We start from the raw sequence: 16,906 nt of genomic DNA on the forward strand, positions 1-16,906 counted from the left end.
GCGACCCTTCACGGCTATCTGCGCGTCAGTTGGCTTTCCGCAGCGTCTGCATCGCTTGCCGGTCGTCGATCCGCACCAGGTTGGGTCCCTGCAGCGTGTATAGGAGGCCGTCCTCGTCGGCGGTGATGTGTGGACCGCTGTACCAGCCGCCGTTGATGCCGGACGCCACAACGGAAACTGCGAACGTCATGGGATCGATGCGGAAAACGGTGGTGTCGGAAACGCCGTACACAATGCCGCGGCTGACCTGCAGGGCGCCGAAGTCGGTGCATACGCTGCTGAGGTCGCCGCGATGGACCACCTGGCGGGTTTCCAGGTCGATGACGAACAGTCCCGCGGCGCGCCGGGTGGTGCCCGGGCCGTCCAGGGTGGGGAGCCCGGCGCCGAGATAGGAAACGCCCTCTCGGGTGGCCACAGCGCGCAGGAGCTGTCGGTTGTCGACCGGGTTGATGAAGCACTGCTTGGCGCCGGTAGCGGGGTCGTAGGTCCAGAACGATCCGCCGCCTTCGGTGTCGGACTGGGCGGCGACCAGCATGAGACTGCTGACGTCGTCCCAGCAGACGTCCAGCGGCCGGTTTTGCGCGGCGGGGAAGTCAGCAGCCTGGTGGATCGGCTGGCCGCTGAGCGGGCTGTACTTCCAGATGCCCTGGGAGTTGTACTGTCCGGTGTAGAGGACCCCATCCACGATCACGGCGTCCTTTGCTTCGCCCTGGGACTGCAGATTGACCACTTCTCCGGAGCTCAGTGAGTGGCGGGCGATCACCCCGTTGCCGCCAACGTATGCGAATCCTGCCCCGACGGCGATGCCCATGACCGTCTGGGCACTCGCGGAAGCGCCGGCTTCGCCAAGGTCCGTCACTGCCATGCTTGAGGTGCGGGGATTGATCTCGGCCACGAAGCCGTATCCGGAGGTTGCAAGGAGTGTGTTGTTCAGTGCGTCCACGCCCCAGATCTCGCCCAGGGACGGGCCGTTGAGGGTCAGTTGGGAGACGGAGTTCGTGGCACGGGAGTAGGCGCACAGTCCCGTTTCGTTGGCGAAGTAGACCTGGTCACCGATGCTGGTGAAGTTTTTGGCTGTCTTGCCGATGGAAGTCGCCACGGTGTACGAGGTGGGATTGCCCAGGTCCAGTAAGGCAATTTTCGACTGCTGGGTGGAGGCAGCGGAGCTGACCAGGAGCTTATCGCCAAGGACCGCCAGTTCACGGATGCTGGGATCGGCGAGCATCTCCGGCGGGGTAACCTGCGTGTAGGTCTTCGTGGCCCGGTCGTAAGCCCAGAGGCAGGCCCGGCCCGCGCTTCCGCCGCCGCCGAGTGTGCTGCCGGCACCAAAGAACACTGTTCTGTTGGTGGCGGCGACGGCCCGTGCAAGCGTCGCTCCGGTATCGGGGATCCCGAGGCTGAGGACCTGTCCCGTCGCGGGGTCGTACTCCCACAGGGCTGGTTTGGTGGAGCTTCCACCTCCCACGGCGTACAGGTGGCCATCGGGCGCCACGCTGAGGTCGCGCACGTCACGGTCGCCGATGCGGCCGATCGCCGTCGCCTTCGTGGATGGCGTGGCCAGGTCCCAGCGGTAAAGGTTTGCCTGGGTGCCGCCGGCGTTCTGCAGAACACCGGCGTAGAGGTAGCGGCCGGTGATGTCGGCTGCCAGGGCCTGGATGCTGTATCCGGTCGCCAATTCGGTTTCGGCGACGATCTTGCCGGTGGGGACGTGGAAGGCGATGATCCGAACCGGATCGAGGTTGCGGGACCCGATGTAGACGGTTTCTCCCACCAGTAAGGAACTCATAAGGGAGAACTGCACGACTGCCGGACCCAGATCCACGATGTCGGCGGTGCCGGCCGCCGTCGCCTTATCCGTGGCCGCTGCCGGTCCGGACGTGGCCAGGCCCAGCGCGGCAGCCAGGCCGGCTGCGCCGCCAGCCTGAAGGACGGACCGCCTGGTGATGTGGGAATTCTGCATTGAACTTCCTTTGCTTCGAAGGGGGATGAGCGCGAGGGCAAGGTGCCGCCGTCGTGCCTTTTTTACGCACGAAAGTATCGGCGGCACGTGGGGGTACCACGTACGACGGCGGCGCGCTTGTTACGCGGTGAAGGCCAGGTCCGCGGCCTGGACGGGGAAGCGGAGGGGTTCGCCCTGGGACACGCGCTGCGCTTCGGCTACAGCAGTGGCCGCCAGCCGTTTCAACTCGGTGCCGAGGGACCCGGCGAGGTGCGGGGTCAGCAGGACGTTGGGGTTGGTGTAGTAGCCGGAATCCGCGGGCAGGACCCACGGCGTGGTGACGTCCAGGACTGCGAACAGTTCGCCCCGCTCCAGCCTTGCCAGCAGCGCGTCCTGGTCCACCAGTTCGCCGCGGGCGGTGTTGATGAAGGTCGATCCGTTACGCAGGCGGGCAATGAGTCCGGCGTTGACCAGGTTCAGGGTGGAGGGGAGGGAGGGCGCATGCAGCGAGACGACGTCGCTGGTTTCCATCAGTTCCTCCAATTCAATAGAGGCAACACCAAGGGCCTGGGCGTCCGCCTCCGTCAGGAAAGGGTCTGCCACCACCACTTCGAGTTCAAAGGGTTTGAGCAGGCGGATGACGTGCCTGCCGATTTTTGATGCACCGATGATGCCGACCCGCTTGCCGTAGTTGCCCATGTCCGGGAACAGTCCGTCCGGTTCAACTGCTGCCTGCGTGCGGTGCAGCGTCCGGGCTACTTGGAGGACCCTTTTGTTGGCGAGCAGGATCATGGCCAGGGTGTATTCTGCCACCGGGATAGCGTTGGCGTCCGCCGCGGTGCTGACCTGTATGCCGCGGGTCCAGCAGGCGCTGTCCACATGGTTTTTGACAGTGCCTCCGGCGTGGAGGATATGCCGCAGGCGGGGGGCGCTGTCCAGCACGGCAGTGTTCACCGTGGCACAGTTCCAGCCGGTTATGAGGATATCGGTTTCGGCCAGGAGTCCCAACGAGCGGGGGGACGCGAACTCTTCCATGGGTTCGCTGTCCAGGAGCCGGAGGCCCGGGGGCAGGGATTCAAGGTGCCGGGCGGAGAAGATCCTGGACGCGACGCCGGGGCCCATGGCCAGGGCGACGTTCAGGGTCTGCGGGTTCACTTGACGGCTCCTGCGGTGAGACCGGACTTCCAAAAGCGTTGCAGCATGATGAAGGCGAGCAGCAGCGGAATGATGGACAGCAATGAACCGGTGATGACCAAGGGGACGAACTCGGGCTGCGGGACCGCGTAGCCCTGCCAGATGGAGATACCGACGCTGACTGGCAGCAGTTGTTGGTCCTGCAACATGACCAGGGGGAGCATGAAGTTGTTCCACACGCCGACGAACTGGAAGAGGGCGATGGTGATGTATCCGGGCATCATCATGGGCAGGCCGAGGGAGAAGAAGGAGCGGATGGGCCCCGCGCCATCCATGCGCGCTGCTTCGAGTGTCTCCACGGGGACGTAGGAGGTGGCGTAGACGCGGGCGAGGTAAACCCCGAACGGGTTGCAAAGGACGGGGATCAGGATGGCCCAGATGGTGTTGGTCATTCCCACGAGCGATGCCAGCAGGTACATGGGCAGCACCGTTGCCGTGTTGGGGATCAGGACGCCAACCAGTACGAATCCGAAGAGCGAGTCCTTACCGCGGAAGCGGAACTTGTCGAAGGCGTAGCCGGCCATGACGGAGATGAGGCTCCCCACAACAGCGCCAAAGCCGGCGTAGAGGACAGAGTTCGCCATCCACCGGAAGAACAGGCCGCCGTCCTGGGCGGCCACTGCCGCGATGTTTTCGAAGAGGGCAAAGTTGCCCAGGGAGTAGGAGCTGGTGCCGTACAGGTCCGCGGCGTTCTTCGTGGAGGCAAAGAGAAGCCAGAGGACCGGGACCACCATGTAGAGGGAGCCAAGGACCAGCAGTCCGTTGACTGTGAGCTTGCTGCCAAAACCGCCTTGGCGTGCCGTGGATGTCCGGTGCAGGGTACGTTTCGTTGCCGTGGCCTGCGGCGTCTGGGGTGGGGTCACTGGAAGGGTATTGGTGCTCATGAGTTGTTGATCCTGGAACTGAGTCGGGTGACCACCAGGGACAGGATTGCTGCCAGCCCGGCGATGATGATGGAGGCGGCGGCGGCTTGGTTGAGGTTGTGCCGGATGAACGCCGCGTCGTAGGCCCAAAGGTTGGGTACCCAGGTACTGGTAATGGACGGGGTGGCTTTGGCGATGATGGACGGCTCGGTGAAGAGCTGCAGCGTGCCAATGATGGTGAAAAGCATGATCACGCTCAGCGCCGGAAGGATGAGGGGGAACTTGATGGACAGGGCGGTCCTCACCTCGCCTGCACCGTCCACCCGTGCCGCTTCCAGTATTTCCCTGGGTACTGCCTGCAGTGCAGTGAACAGGATGATGACGTTGTAACCGGTCCATTCCCAGACGCCGATATTGACGATTGCCGGCAACACCATGTGTGCATCGAGGAAGTTGATCTGGATGCCGCCGCCCTGAAGCGCCTGTACCAGCGGGCTGATGCCGGGTGTATAGAGGTAGGCCCAGATCAGGGCTGCAATGACGCCCGGCACCGCGTGAGGGAGGAAGACGAGCAGCTGGAACATTTTGCGGGCACGAGCCACTGTCGCATCCAGGAGCAGCGCAAAGACCACCGCGCCGCCGACCATGGAGGGGATGTAGATCAGGCAGTACAAGCCAAGCCGTGCCAGGCCGCTGACGAACGATTCGGACTGCAGGACCTGAAGGTAGTTCTCGAGGCCCACAAAGCTGGTCCTCGCTTCACCGAACCCCAGGCCGGATTTCTGCTGGGCGTAGAAGCTCAGCACTATCGAGTAGACAACCGGTGCCACCATGGCGATGGCGAATACTGCGAAGAACGGGACCAGGAAGAGGGCCGCGGTTTTCCCACCGGTTCCGGAGGCTGCACTGCCCTTGCGGACCTTGGGGGTGGTGAAGGCCTGAGCGGCCATGATGATCTCCTAACTGCCTGGGCTGCCTCCACAGAGGCAGCCCAGGGGGTGTAACTAGTCTTTGACGGAAAGGCCGTTCTGCCTTAGCCCCGCAACAGTTGCTGTTTGTGCCGTGTCCACTGCCTTCGAGATGGTGCCGCCGGTGCCGAGATTGCCGAAGGCGTCCTTGAGAGCTGTATTGGTAAGATCCCAGCTCGGGCCCCACTGCCAGCCCGGGCTGACTGTGGTGTAGGCCTTGTCGAAGACGGCGTAAATGTCGTTGCCGAAGTAGCTGGCGTCATACGCCCCCTGTGCAACGGGGGTCAGGCCAGGGAAGGCGAGGAAGGCGGAGCCGGTGTTTCCACGGGCTTTGATGGCCTCCTGGTTCGTGGTGAGGTACTCAATGAACTTTGCGGCGGCTGCGGGGTTCTTGCTGCTCTTGGTGACGTTGAAGCTCGATCCGCCGTAGAAGGCACCGGCCGGGGTTCCCCAGTTCGGCAATTCCGCGGCGACCCACTGTCCCTTCTGTCCGCTGGCTTCCGTCCGCTTCTGAATCCCCGTGGCGCTCCAGTTTGCGCCCACCACGCCAACGACGGTCCCGGTGGCCAGGTCCAGGCTCCACTCATCGCTGTAGGCCTGGGATACCTTAACGAGCTTGTTGTCAATGAGCTTCTGCCAGTAGCTGGCTACCTTCCTGGTAGCCCCGTCATTAACGCCAACCTTCCAGCTGTCGTCCGAGGTGCCGAACCATTTGGCCCCTGCCTGCCAAGCCAACCCAGCCATGGCCGGTACCTGGTTGGGATTGAAGCTCGCAAGGTAGGAGTCCGGGGAAACTGCCTTTAGCTTCAGGGCCGCCTCCTCGAATTCCTGCCAGGTCTTGGGAACTCCCACGCCGGCCTTGGCCAGCATGTCCTGGCGGTAGTACATGACCATGGGGGCCGCGTCATAGGGCAGGCCGTACGTCTTGTCGCCGAACTGGACCATGCTCTTGATTTCGTCGGCCAGCTTGTCCACGGTGGAAGATTTATTGATGAGTCCGTCGAGCGGCTGGACCTGGCCGTTGCTGACGAACTGCGGCAGCTGCGGATACTCGATCGTTGAGACGTCAGGGCCGTTACCGGCGGTAATCGCAGTTGAAAGCTTGGCGTAGCCGCCATTGTCGGCATTGGGGACAGTCTCGAAATTGACGGTGATTTTGCTTTGGCTGGCGTTGAAGGCTGCGGCCACTTTGTCCATGCCGGCCAGTGCCGACCAGAAGGTGATCGTGCCCGCCGGATCCTCGACGGCCGATGGCGCCGCGGAAGGTGTGGGACCCGTTCCGCAGGCGGCGAGCAGCAAAGCGCTGCTGGCCAGGCTGGCCGCCCCGATGAGCAATTTGCGACGCTTCATTGTTCTCCCTTGAATTCCACGATGCGAAGGTGGGATGTGGCCGGTGCCACAGTGTGTAAAACAATGAAACCCGCAAAGATGAACAAAGCCAACGAAATGAACAGTAATGAACACGACCGAGTGGTTCGCCGGCCGTTGAGTCGGTATTGCCGATGCTCAACTGGCGGTTGAGTCTCTGACCACCAGGGTGGGGGACAGGATGACCCGCTGGAGGGCCAGGCTCGAAGCCCGTCGGGGGCCCAGCCGGTTAAGGCACATCTGGACGGCGTGGTATCCCACATCAAATTTCGGCGGGGCTACGGCGCTCATGGGCACCGCTCCGAAAGAGGCAATTTCGTCGTCGTATGCCACCAGCGCCAAGTCCCCCGGAACGTGCAGGCCCTGGGCTTCACACAGGTCGGCGAACATAAGGGCATCCTCGTCATTGTGGACGATTGCGGCAGTGGCGCCGGCGGCAATGAAGCTGGCAACGATGCCGTCCAGTTCCTGGCGGAGCGTTTCGGGATCGGTTGCCGAAAGTGTGATGACCCGGGTCAGTTCAGGATCATGCAGCAATCCCTCGGCCTGGAGTGCCTTGCGGTAGCCCTCGCTGACGGGTGAGGAAGTTGGGCTGCTCTCGCGCACACAGAGTGCGATGTTGCGGTGGCCCAGGGCTACCAGGTGGTTGACGGCGAGTTCCGCCCCGCGTACGTGGTCGCTTCGGACCGACTCAAGCCGGCCCTCGTCCAGGACTCCGTCGATGGAACGCTCGATCACGACCACGGGCACGTCCGCCGAGGCCAGGAGATCCAGAGTCGGTGTATCTACCAGGGATTCACCACTTGGCGTCACCAACAGGCCATCGACGCCGCTCTTCAACAGCCGCTGAATTTGGCGTTGCTCTTCGGCGGCGGAGTAGTTCGAGACGCCCAGAACCAGCCTGACACCCAGCTCCTGGGCCGCAGACTCGGCGCCCCTGATGACGCCGGGAAAATAGTATCTGGCCGTGGGGACGATCATGCCAAGGGTGGCCAGTGGCCGCTGTCGCCCACCTGGCCCGGCGTTCCTTCCGGCGAGGGGAGAGGCCCCGGAATCTCTGGCTGCGGCAGGGGTGTGTCCATGGACCTGGCTCAATGGGTTACGGCCGGGAGCCGTCGTGGCCACAGCCCCGCCGTGGACACGCTGCAGCAGGCCCTGTCCTTCGAGAAAGGCGAGGTCGCGCCGCACCGTCATCCCGGAGGTCCCCAGCCGTTTGGCAAATTCTGCTGCATTCAAGGATCCCCGGAGTGCCAGCTCGCGGAGAATCTGGTTTTGCCTGTCGTCGGTTAGCACGGTTCCCCTTCATCTCATGTTTACTTCTGTGCGACTTGTTCAAAGTGAACTACAACCAACATACGATGGGCGTCAAGCTGCAATTACCAGAAGAGAGGTTCCCGACATGACGCTGAGCCCCGGAATGTGTTCGGTGACGCTGCGCGCCCGGGACGTTGACGCCGTCGTTCGCGCCGCTGCTGCGTCAGGGCTCACCGGGATCGAGTGGGGGTCTGATGTGCACGTAGATGACATCGACGCCGCGGCCAAGGCCCGCAAAGCCACGCGGGCCGCCGGGCTACGCGTCATGTCCCTCGGCTCCTATTACCGCGCCGGGTCCTTTGCCAACTTTGAGGACGTGCTTTCCCTCGCCGGAGGACTGGGTGCGCCCAGAATCCGGATCTGGGCCGGTGATATGGGTTCGGCCGGCGCGACCGCAGCCCAGTGGGACGCCGTCGTCGACGACACGCGACGTATAGCCGGGCTAGCGGAGACCCGCGGACAGACGCTGGCCTTCGAGTACCACGGCTCCACGTTGGCGGATACCCCGGGCAGCACCCTCGAGCTTCTCCGCCGCGTGGACCGGCCCAATGTCGGCACGTACTGGCAACCCGCCGTGGGCCTCACCGACGAACAGGCCCTTGAATCCTTGCACCAAGTGATCGGGCACCTCGTGGGCGTCCACGCCTTCTCCTGGTGGCCGAGTACAGAACGGCTGCCGCTGGCCGCGCGAAAGGGCCTATGGGAGGCCGTTACAGACGTTCTGAACGCTAACGGAAAAAACGTGGACATTATGCTCGAGTTTGTAGCCGACGATGCTCCTGAGAACGTTCTCACCGACTCCTTGTGCCTGAAAGAAACGATGCGGACTTCAGGGCGCGTCAGCAGGCTGTCTGAGAATGCACCCACTTTGGATGCGCGTCCTTAGGCCTGAGGCCGACTGACTGCTGCGACCTGCTGGAGGCCTTTCGGATTCGGAGGCCGGGCCTTGTATTCTCGGGTCGGACGAATTGGCGGTAGCCGAGGAATTCGTGGTCATTGTTGTATCCGCCCAACCCGCCGCGGATGGGGCCTGCGTTGTGCATCATCCGCTCCTGCAGAAGCCGAAAGACGCTTCTTTCTGCCTCGCACGCGATTGACCCGGTTGTGCGGGTCGTCAGGGCTGGGTCTGCAAAGCTGCGCGGGATGCAGGCGCCTCAACCCGCCCGCGGATAAAGAACAGGGACAGCAGCCCAACGAAGATCACCACGATGTTGCCCAGGCCGGCAATGATGGCCAGGGGTCCCGCCGTGGGGTACTCCGTCAGCAAGAAAATACTGGGATCGGTGCTGGCGTGCAGCAGGATCGGCACGATCAACCGCCCTGTAAGGCGGTATGCGAGATGCATGCAGATACCGAACGCGAAGGTGTACAGCACCTGGAAAGCGGTGGCGAAGAGCGACGGCCCGGAGAGCAGATTGCTGGCGTGCAGTCCAGCGAACACGGCTGCTGAGGTGACCGCGACAACGATTTCCCGGTAGCGTGCCCTGCGCAGAAGGTTGATGACGAAGCCACGGGTCAGAGTCTCCTCGGCGAAGCCGACGAACAAGCCAGCCAGCAGCCAGGTGGCCACGATATCCAGACCGGCAGAGTTGTAGTCGATAGTGGCGAATCGGAGGACGTTGAACGCGAGAACAGCGACAACGGCAATCCACATCCAGCCGCGGCCACTGATCGGCTGACGGGCAAATATCTCACGCAGCCAACCAACCGACCATCCGAAAAAGGCCAGCAGGATGCAGCCCACAAGAACCGGCAGGGCTACGGCGAAGAAGATGAAATCCGCGCCGTCCTTGTCAGCGACACCCGCGAGCAGCGGGGCAGTCCCTTTAGCCGCCACGAACACTGAGAAGGGCTAGGACGAGGCTGTGCTCCTCACGCTCGAGGAGTACAGGCTGATCTTGAAGAGCATGTGGGAGCGGTATAGAGCTTTCACAGACTACCCACCAGCGGGATCAGCAAGTCCACCAGCGCAGGGTTTAGGCCGCCGGTCTTCGTACCGGCACCGGTTTCTGTGACGCCAACAGTTCGCAATGGGTGCTGGCGAGACAATGACCTATCTGATATGTTTTTAGCAGTATTACAGATATATCAGTGCTTGGTTGGGTCCATACGCGGCTCGACCACCAGCTCAATGAGGAGTGGATTGGCATGAAAGAACACGCGCGTCGGCTTAATCGTGTGGGCTCAGAGCCCGCCATCAGCGTCGCCCAAGCGGCGGCCGTGTGGAGGGCCACACATCGTCGAAGCGACGGACCAGGCCATAGCGGACAGCTATAGAGAGTACTGCCCTGGCCCTGGCATTCCGCAGTGGCGCAAGGCCCCCGCAGAAGCTATCGACGGCAGCCGGCGTATCAGCTACTCCCGGGACGCGTCGCGGTGATGACGGGAAGCAAGACCGTTATTAAGGAATTCCTGAAGGCGGTCATGAACTCGGGCCAGGAAGTGCTCTACCCGAACCCCGGCTTCCCGATCTACGAATCGCAGACGGAGTGCAAACAATACTGCCAGCGCTCAGCCACGGACCGCCGCCCGCATCAACTAACTAGAGGCGACTGGCGTTCGCGGACGACGAACCCGGCCTGGTAGTAGCCCCACCCCCCAGGGGACGGCGCGCAGCTACTCAGCCTCCCGGCGTCGTCCGTCTCGGCGGCGGCTGGCCTTCGATAGCAGGACAGTTTCCTACTGCCTCCCGGCAACAGTATTCACCGGGGCATCACACGTTAAAGAGAGAGATCATAGTGACACGTATTGGCATTGTCGCCGAGTTAGGCAGCGAGAGCCGGGTGGCGGCGACGCCCACCACGGTGAAGCGGTTGTTGGAGTTGGGCTACGAGATTGTGGTCGAGAAGGGTGCGGGGGAGTCCTCAGCGTTCCGTGACGAGGACTACGAATCTGCAGGTGCCTCGGTGGTGGGTGCTGATGAAGCGTGGGGCAGCGAGGTGGTGCTGCGGATCAATCCACCCTCGGAGGACGAGATTGGCCGTTTGGCTGACGGTGCGACGCTGATTGGAATGTTGGCCCCAAGTTTGCGGCCGGAACTGGTGGAGGCGCTTGCGGTGCGTCCGATTACGGCGCTGGCGTTGGATGCTGTCCCGCGGATTTCGCGTGCGCAGTCGATGGATGTGCTCAGTTCGATGGCGAATATCGCCGGGTATCGTGCCGTGATTGAGGCGGCCCACGAGTTTGGCAGGTTCTTTACGGGCCAGGTGACCGCTGCGGGCAAAGTCCCGCCGGCAAAGGTCCTGGTGGCGGGTGCAGGTGTTGCCGGGCTGGCGGCGATCGGTGCGGCCTCGAGCTTGGGCGCTATTGTGCGCGCGACGGATCCGCGGCCCGAGGTCGCTGATCAGGTGAAGTCCATTGGCGGGTCCTACCTCAAGGTAGAGGTTGAGGAGGAGATGAAATCCTCGGATGGGTACGCCAAAGCAACGTCGGAGGCGTACAACCGGCGTGCAGCGGAGATCTACTCCGAACAGGCAGCGGATGTGGACATCATCATCACCACGGCCCTGATTCCGGGCCGGCCGGCGCCGAAGCTGCTCACGGCCGATGACGTGGCTGGGATGAAGCCGGGCAGCGTGATTGTTGATATGGCTGCCGGCCAGGGCGGGAATGTGGAAGGCTCGGTGGCCGGGGAGCGGACCGTCACCGAAAACGGTGTAGTCATCCTCGGCTACACGGACCTGCCGGCCCGGTTGCCGGCTCAGGCTTCACAGCTGTATGGAACTAACCTGTTGAACCTCCTGAAGCTCCTCACCCCGGAGAAGGACGGTCAGCTGAGAATCGACTTCGACGACGTCGTCCAGCGTTCAGTGACTGTGGTTCGGGAGGGTGAGAAGACCTGGCCGCCGCCCCCGGTGCAGGTCTCCGCTGCCCCCGCCGCCCAGGCCCCGGCCACGGCAGAAGTAACCAATGCGCCGAAGAAGAAGGAAGGCCTCAGTCCTGCGGGCAAGGCGGTTCTGTTCGCCTCGGGGATCGCTGCCCTCTTTGGCATCAACGCGGTGGCCCCGGCGCCGCTGCCGCAGCACTTCACGGTGCTGATGCTTTCGGTCGTGGTGGGCTTTTACGTCATCGGGAAAGTCCATCACGCGCTGCACACCCCGCTGATGTCTGTCACTAATGCAATCTCGGGGATCATCGTGGTCGGTGCCCTGCTGCAGGTCACCTCGGAGAACCCGGTGGTGCAGGTCCTCGCGGCCGTCGCAGTCTTGCTGGCCAGCATCAACATCTTTGGCGGTTTCGCAGTGACCCGGCGCATGCTCGCCATGTTCTCGGCCGGGAAGGCACGTTCATGAGCCCCGCCACCGAAGCAACTGAAATCATCTCGAGGAGCCTTACTTTGCCTGACGCTGTCTCTGGTCCGCTGACCGCGGAATCCATCGCCGGGGCGGCCTACGTCGTCGCGGCCCTGCTGTTCATCCTCAGCCTGGCCGGGCTGAGCAAGCACGAAAGAGCCAAGGCCGGTGTCATCTACGGCATCACCGGCATGGTGATCGCGTTGGCTGCCACGGTCTGGCTGACCCTGCAAGGTGCCTGGGGAACAAACCATGGCCTGACCGGCCTGGCCCTGCTCGTCGCCGCGGTCCTGGTGGGCGGTGCGATCGGGCTCTGGCGCGCCCGGGTGGTAGAGATGACCGGCATGCCCGAGCTCATCGCGCTGCTGCACAGCTTCGTCGGACTGGCCGCGGTGCTCGTTGGCTGGAACGGCCACCTTCAAGCCCCGGACCTGACCGGAGCCCTTAAGGACGTCCACCACGCCGAAGTGTTCATCGGCGTCTTCATCGGAGCGGTCACCTTCACCGGCTCCATCGTGGCGTTCCTGAAACTGTCGGCCCGGATGAAATCATCACCGCTGATGCTGCCCGGCAAGAACGCCATCAACCTCGGCGCCCTCGCCGTGTTCGTCGCATTGACCGTCTGGTACGTCAATGACTCCCAGCTCTGGCTCCTGGTGGTTGTTACGGTGCTTGCCCTCGGACTGGGGTGGCACCTGGTGGCCTCAATCGGCGGCGGCGACATGCCCGTCGTCGTGTCCATGCTCAACAGCTACTCCGGCTGGGCCGCGGCCGCGGCAGGCTTCCTGCTGAACAATGACCTGCTGATCATCACCGGTGCACTGGTTGGTTCCTCCGGCGCCTACTTGTCCTACATCATGTGCAAGGCCATGAACCGGTCCTTCATCTCCGTGATCGCCGGCGGCTTCGGCATCGCCGCCCCCGCCAGCAAAGGAGACACAGACCAGGGAGAGCACCGTGAAATTACGGCCGAGGCAACAGCCGAAATGCTCACCAACGCCTCGTCAGTCGTGATCACCCCCGGCTACGGCATGGCAGTCGCCCAGGCCCAATACCCCGTGGCCGAACTCGCACACCAATTGCGCGAACGGGGCGTGAACGTCCGGTTCGGAATCCACCCCGTCGCCGGACGCCTGCCCGGGCACATGAACGTCCTCCTTGCCGAAGCCAAGGTCCCCTACGACATTGTGTTGGAAATGGACGAAATCAATGACGACCTCGACAGCACCTCCGTGGTCCTGGTCATCGGCGCCAACGACACCGTCAACCCCGCCGCTGCAGAAGACCCCGGCAGCCCCATCGCCGGAATGCCCGTCCTCAAAGTGTGGGAAGCCGAAAATGTCGTCGTGTTCAAACGCTCCATGGCCGCAGGCTACGCCGGAGTCCAGAACCCACTGTTCTACCGTGACAACTCCCAAATGCTCTTCGGCGACGCCAAACAACGCGTCGAAGACATCCTCAAAGCCTTCTAGTTCCCCAGCCCTCTTCTTCCGCGGGAATGTCCTCGACCGGGATCTGGTCCGGGCACCTGCTCTCACCACCTATGGACCGAGATGAGAGACGATGATTCTGCACCGCTTATTTCGCACCAGCAGTCCGATCAACGGAACACCATCGAATGAGCCGGAGCCGGTGCTCAAGACTGAACAAGCACCGTCGCAGCCAGCGAGTTTTATCGACGAGATTATTGCGTCATCGTGGGTAGGACTTCACTACAGGCATGAGTTTTTGCTCCATCACAAGCACGAACTTTTGGAACACCACCATGCGGTGTATCGAACTAAGACCTGACCTGTCGGCGCCAAATCACTCCGCGGCGGCGACCCCGAGGTCCGAGGCATGGCCGCTGATGGTGCGGGCGAGGTCGATGTCGCGGCTGGTAATCCCGCCGACATCGTGGCTTGAGAGAGTGACGCTGACCTCCAGGTAAGTGAGCGTGAGGTCGGGATGGTGGTTGGCCTCCTCGGCGGAGGCGCCAATGCGGTTGACGAACTCCAGGCCGGTCGAGAACTTTCGGGTCCTGAAGGTGGCGGTGAGGGCGTCACCGGTCAGGTGCCAGCCGGTGAGTCCGGCTTCGGCAAGCTCGGCGGTGGACAGCTTCCGTTGGGGATCAGTCATAGTGACATCATGGCTCCGAAAGCCCCCCGTGGGCTACCGCTGGAGGAACCGCGGGAAGGCGGTGGACGCACCGACTTTATCGAGGACGACGGCGGGAGTCATCCTCCCGCCGTCGTAAGCCCTACGGCTTTCTCCCCAGAACGGTTAGCGCGGCGCTCAGCCCCGAAGCTTGGAATGCTCGCCCAGTCGGTGCCATGAGCGGTTGTGGTAGACCAGAGCGTCGCCGGGTTCGCCCGCCTGGACGTCACGCATCACGCGGGATTCCAGGGCGTGAACGGCGACGATGGTGGAGGTCCCCACCTCCATGCGGTTGATGACGGCGCAGCGCACCCAGGCGCGGACATCGTCATACACCGCTTCACCGGTTTCAAGGGCCGACCAGCGGTGCGTCTGGTCAAAGCGGTCGACGCCGGGGGTCGCTCCAAACTTCGCCAAGCGGACGTCGTGCGCGTCCAGCAGGTGCACCACGACCGTTTCGGCGCGTGAAAGAACCTCGGACGCAGAGGACAGCGCCGAGACCGAGAAAATCAGCAGCGGAGGTTCCGCACTCACTGAAACCACCGACGATACTGTCAGCGCCACCGGTCCTTCGCCGGCATCAGCCGTGACGACAGCGACACCTCCCGGATGGCCACGGAACAGTGCTTTGAATTCGTCGGCCGAGAGGGAGGATGGCACGCTTTGCTTCGGAGCCTCGAGCCACGTGTCTGCCGGGTAGGCGTGAAACATCGTTATGACGCCCTGGGGGCGGAGCGGGCGAGTTCCTCCCGAACGATGCTCGTACCTGCGCTGAGAGCACTCAGCTTGGCCAGTGCGACGTCCCGGGGAAACGGTGCCATGCCGCAGTTGGAGCTGGGGATGAGCTTGTCCGCATCGACGAACTGCAGGGCCTTGCGGAGGGTGTCGGCGACCTCCTCCGGGGTCTCGATGGTCTCGCTTGCAACGTCGATTGCCCCGAGCATGACCTTCTTGCCGCGCAGGAGCTCGATGAGGTCCATGGGCACGTGGGAGTTCTGGGATTCCAGAGAGATGATGTCGATGCTGGACCTCTGAAGCAGCGGGAACGTTTCTTCATACTGCCGCCACTGGGAGCCGAGCGTCGCCTTCCAGTCATTATTTGCCTTGATCCCGTAGCCGTAGCAGATATGCACGGCGGTCTCCGCGCGCAGCCCTTCCGCTGCTCTCTCAAGCGCAGCCACGCCCCAGTCCTTGACCTCATCGAGGAAGACATTGAACGCGGGCTCGTCGAACTGGATGATGTCCACGCCGGCCGCCTCCAGTTCTTTTGCCTCCTGGTTGAGGATCGTGGCGAACTCCCAGGCCAGCTTCTCGCGGCTCTTGTAGTGGTCATCGTAAAGCGTGTCCACCATCGTCATTGGGCCGGGAAGCGTCCATTTGATCGGCTTGTCGGTGGTTGCGCGGAGGAACTTTGCGTCTTCCACGAATACCGGCCGCTCGCGGTGCACCGGCCCGACGACGGTCGGTACGCTGGCGTCATAGCGATCGCGGATGCGCACAGTCTTGCGCTGTTCAAAGTCGACCCCGCTGAGATTCTCGATGAAGGTCGTGACGAAGTGCTGGCGGGTTTGCTCGCCGTCGCTGACGATGTCGATGCCGCGCCGGCTCTGCTCGTGGATTGCGATGCGCAGCGCATCCTCTTTCCCCTCGCGCAGCGCATCTCCCTCCAGCTTCCACGGGGACCAAAGAGTCTCAGGCTGTGCGAGCCACGATGGTTTCGGCAAGCTACCGACAACGGTGGTGGGCAAGAGTGTGTTCATGATTGACGATTCTCCGTGGGTCAGTTGACGAGGGCGGGGTAGTTGGCGGTCCACTGGTCCAATAGATCCTTGTGGGGCGTGATGAAGTGCTCCTCCGTGTACTTCGCCTGTGTGATCGCAAGCTGGCTGCGCTCGACGCGGTCGTAAGCGATCTGGGTCCGCGAGTAATCCTGCTCGCCCAGGCTCGGCTGGTAGACGACGGCGGCGGCGGAGTTCGCGTTGTAGACCTCCGGGCGGTAGATCTTCTGGAACGTCTCCATGGTGCTGATCGTGCCGATCAGCTGCAGGTTGGAGTAGTCATTGAGCAGGTCGCCGCGGAAATAGAAGGCGAGCGGCGCAACGCTGCCTCGGGGCATGAAGTAGCGGACCTTCAGCCCCATCTTTGCGAAGTACGCGTCCGTCAGCGAGAAGTCGTCCTGCTGGTACTCGACGCCCAGGACCGGGTGACGGTTCCCCGTGCGCTGGTACGTTTTGCTCGTGGAGACGCTGATACAGACCACTGGCGGCTGCGGGAAGCGTTCCTGGCATTCCGGGGAATCGAGGAAGTGCTGGAACAGTTTGCCGTGAAGATCGCCGAAGTCCTCGGGAACGGTGGGCTTGCCGGAATCACCTGCTGCGGCCGGCAGTACGACGCTGAAGTCAAAGTCACGGACGTAGGAGGAGAAATTGTTCCCCACAATCCCCTGGTGGCGGACCCCGTTCAGCAGGTCGACGATCTGGATGTCGAGAACCTCGAACAGGGGGAACTGCTGATCCGTACCTTCCGCGGTGAACTGTATCTGCACGGAGACGATATTAAGCTCGAGCGTGTAGCGGTCCCGGTCCGGGTTGTCCCAGTCTGCGAGATCGTTGAAGCGGCGCCGCATCATGGTCAAGGCGTTGCGGAGGTTCTCCTGGCGGTGCTCGCCCCGTGCGAGGTTGGCGAAATTCGTGGTGATCCTGGAGCCTTCCGACGGGGAATAGTCCTCGTCGAAGCGGGTGGTGGTGATCTTGAAGGTAAAGTCGTCTGCCATGCGCTGCCAATCCGTTGTTGATGGGCCGGAGACGGCCTTCCAGAAGGGGACGTCTCCAT

The 16,906-nt window shown here is 62.9% G+C and carries 14 protein-coding genes; 3 read left to right on the forward strand and 11 right to left on the reverse strand.

What is annotated here, in order from left to right; genetic code table 11:
• Positions 1 to 25: 25 nt before the first annotated feature.
• From BLT71_RS10185 to BLT71_RS10210, 6 genes are all read right to left on the reverse strand, one after another.
• Complete coding sequence (locus BLT71_RS10185; RefSeq protein WP_091719734.1) at positions 26 to 1,960, reverse strand: Kelch repeat-containing protein; 1,935 nt, start codon at positions 1,958 to 1,960, stop codon at positions 26 to 28.
• 120 nt (positions 1,961 to 2,080) lie between these two features.
• Positions 2,081 to 3,094, reverse strand: coding sequence for a hydroxyacid dehydrogenase (locus BLT71_RS10190; protein ID WP_231994252.1), 1,014 nt, complete (start codon positions 3,092 to 3,094; stop codon positions 2,081 to 2,083).
• Positions 3,091 to 4,017: a carbohydrate ABC transporter permease gene (locus BLT71_RS10195; protein WP_091719737.1), complete on the reverse strand. Its 927-nt coding sequence runs from the start codon at positions 4,015 to 4,017 to the stop codon at positions 3,091 to 3,093. Before BLT71_RS10195 ends, BLT71_RS10190 begins: the two co-directional genes overlap by 4 nt.
• The gene (locus BLT71_RS10200; RefSeq protein WP_091719740.1) at positions 4,014 to 4,946 is read right to left on the reverse strand and encodes a carbohydrate ABC transporter permease; all 933 of its coding nucleotides are present in this window, start codon (positions 4,944 to 4,946) and stop codon (positions 4,014 to 4,016) included. The genes BLT71_RS10195 and BLT71_RS10200 overlap by 4 nt, the downstream gene beginning before the upstream one ends.
• Positions 4,947 to 5,000: 54 nt before the next feature.
• Positions 5,001 to 6,314, reverse strand: coding sequence for an ABC transporter substrate-binding protein (locus BLT71_RS10205; RefSeq protein ID WP_091719743.1), 1,314 nt, complete (start codon positions 6,312 to 6,314; stop codon positions 5,001 to 5,003).
• A gap of 156 nt (positions 6,315 to 6,470) precedes the next feature.
• Positions 6,471 to 7,568 (reverse strand): substrate-binding domain-containing protein, encoded by a 1,098-nt coding sequence (locus tag BLT71_RS10210; protein WP_231994253.1) that lies wholly within the window; start codon positions 7,566 to 7,568, stop codon positions 6,471 to 6,473.
• 163 nt (positions 7,569 to 7,731) lie between these two features.
• Between BLT71_RS10210 and BLT71_RS10215 the strand changes: the two genes are divergently transcribed.
• Positions 7,732 to 8,532: a sugar phosphate isomerase/epimerase family protein gene (locus BLT71_RS10215; RefSeq protein WP_091719748.1), complete on the forward strand. Its 801-nt coding sequence runs from the start codon at positions 7,732 to 7,734 to the stop codon at positions 8,530 to 8,532.
• A 228-nt stretch (positions 8,533 to 8,760) separates the two neighbouring features.
• Here the strand turns inward: BLT71_RS10215 and BLT71_RS10220 are convergent, their stop codons facing one another.
• Positions 8,761 to 9,489, reverse strand: coding sequence for a CPBP family intramembrane glutamic endopeptidase (locus BLT71_RS10220; RefSeq protein WP_091719750.1), 729 nt, complete (start codon positions 9,487 to 9,489; stop codon positions 8,761 to 8,763).
• Between the two features lie 895 nt (positions 9,490 to 10,384).
• Here BLT71_RS10220 and BLT71_RS10225 point away from each other — a divergent pair.
• Both BLT71_RS10225 and pntB read left to right on the forward strand, forming a co-directional pair.
• A complete protein-coding gene (locus BLT71_RS10225; RefSeq protein ID WP_091719752.1) occupies positions 10,385 to 11,938 on the forward strand; it encodes a Re/Si-specific NAD(P)(+) transhydrogenase subunit alpha in 1,554 nt (517 codons plus the stop codon).
• Positions 11,935 to 13,410: a Re/Si-specific NAD(P)(+) transhydrogenase subunit beta gene (gene pntB / locus BLT71_RS10230; RefSeq protein ID WP_231994254.1), complete on the forward strand. Its 1,476-nt coding sequence runs from the start codon at positions 11,935 to 11,937 to the stop codon at positions 13,408 to 13,410. The genes BLT71_RS10225 and pntB overlap by 4 nt, the downstream gene beginning before the upstream one ends.
• 334 nt (positions 13,411 to 13,744) lie before the next feature.
• Here the strand turns inward: pntB and BLT71_RS10235 are convergent, their stop codons facing one another.
• The 4 genes from BLT71_RS10235 to BLT71_RS10250 form a co-directional block, all read right to left on the reverse strand.
• A complete protein-coding gene (locus BLT71_RS10235) occupies positions 13,745 to 14,056 on the reverse strand; it encodes a 4a-hydroxytetrahydrobiopterin dehydratase (RefSeq protein WP_091719755.1) in 312 nt (103 codons plus the stop codon).
• A gap of 156 nt (positions 14,057 to 14,212) precedes the next feature.
• The gene (locus tag BLT71_RS10240) at positions 14,213 to 14,785 is read right to left on the reverse strand and encodes a flavin reductase family protein (protein ID WP_091719758.1); all 573 of its coding nucleotides are present in this window, start codon (positions 14,783 to 14,785) and stop codon (positions 14,213 to 14,215) included.
• A gap of 2 nt (positions 14,786 to 14,787) precedes the next feature.
• Positions 14,788 to 15,834 carry a methionine synthase gene (locus BLT71_RS10245; RefSeq protein ID WP_091719761.1) on the reverse strand — a complete coding sequence of 349 codons (1,047 nt, stop codon included), beginning with the start codon at positions 15,832 to 15,834 and terminating at the stop codon, positions 14,788 to 14,790.
• A gap of 20 nt (positions 15,835 to 15,854) precedes the next feature.
• On the reverse strand, positions 15,855 to 16,847 hold the full coding sequence (locus tag BLT71_RS10250; protein ID WP_091719763.1) for a DUF1852 domain-containing protein: 993 nt from the start codon (positions 16,845 to 16,847) through the stop codon (positions 15,855 to 15,857).
• Positions 16,848 to 16,906 lie beyond the last annotated feature (59 nt).

Origin of the sequence: Pseudarthrobacter equi (genome assembly GCF_900105535.1) — a bacterium.
In the GTDB taxonomy this organism is placed as follows: Bacteria; Actinomycetota; Actinomycetes; order Actinomycetales; family Micrococcaceae; genus Arthrobacter; species Arthrobacter equi.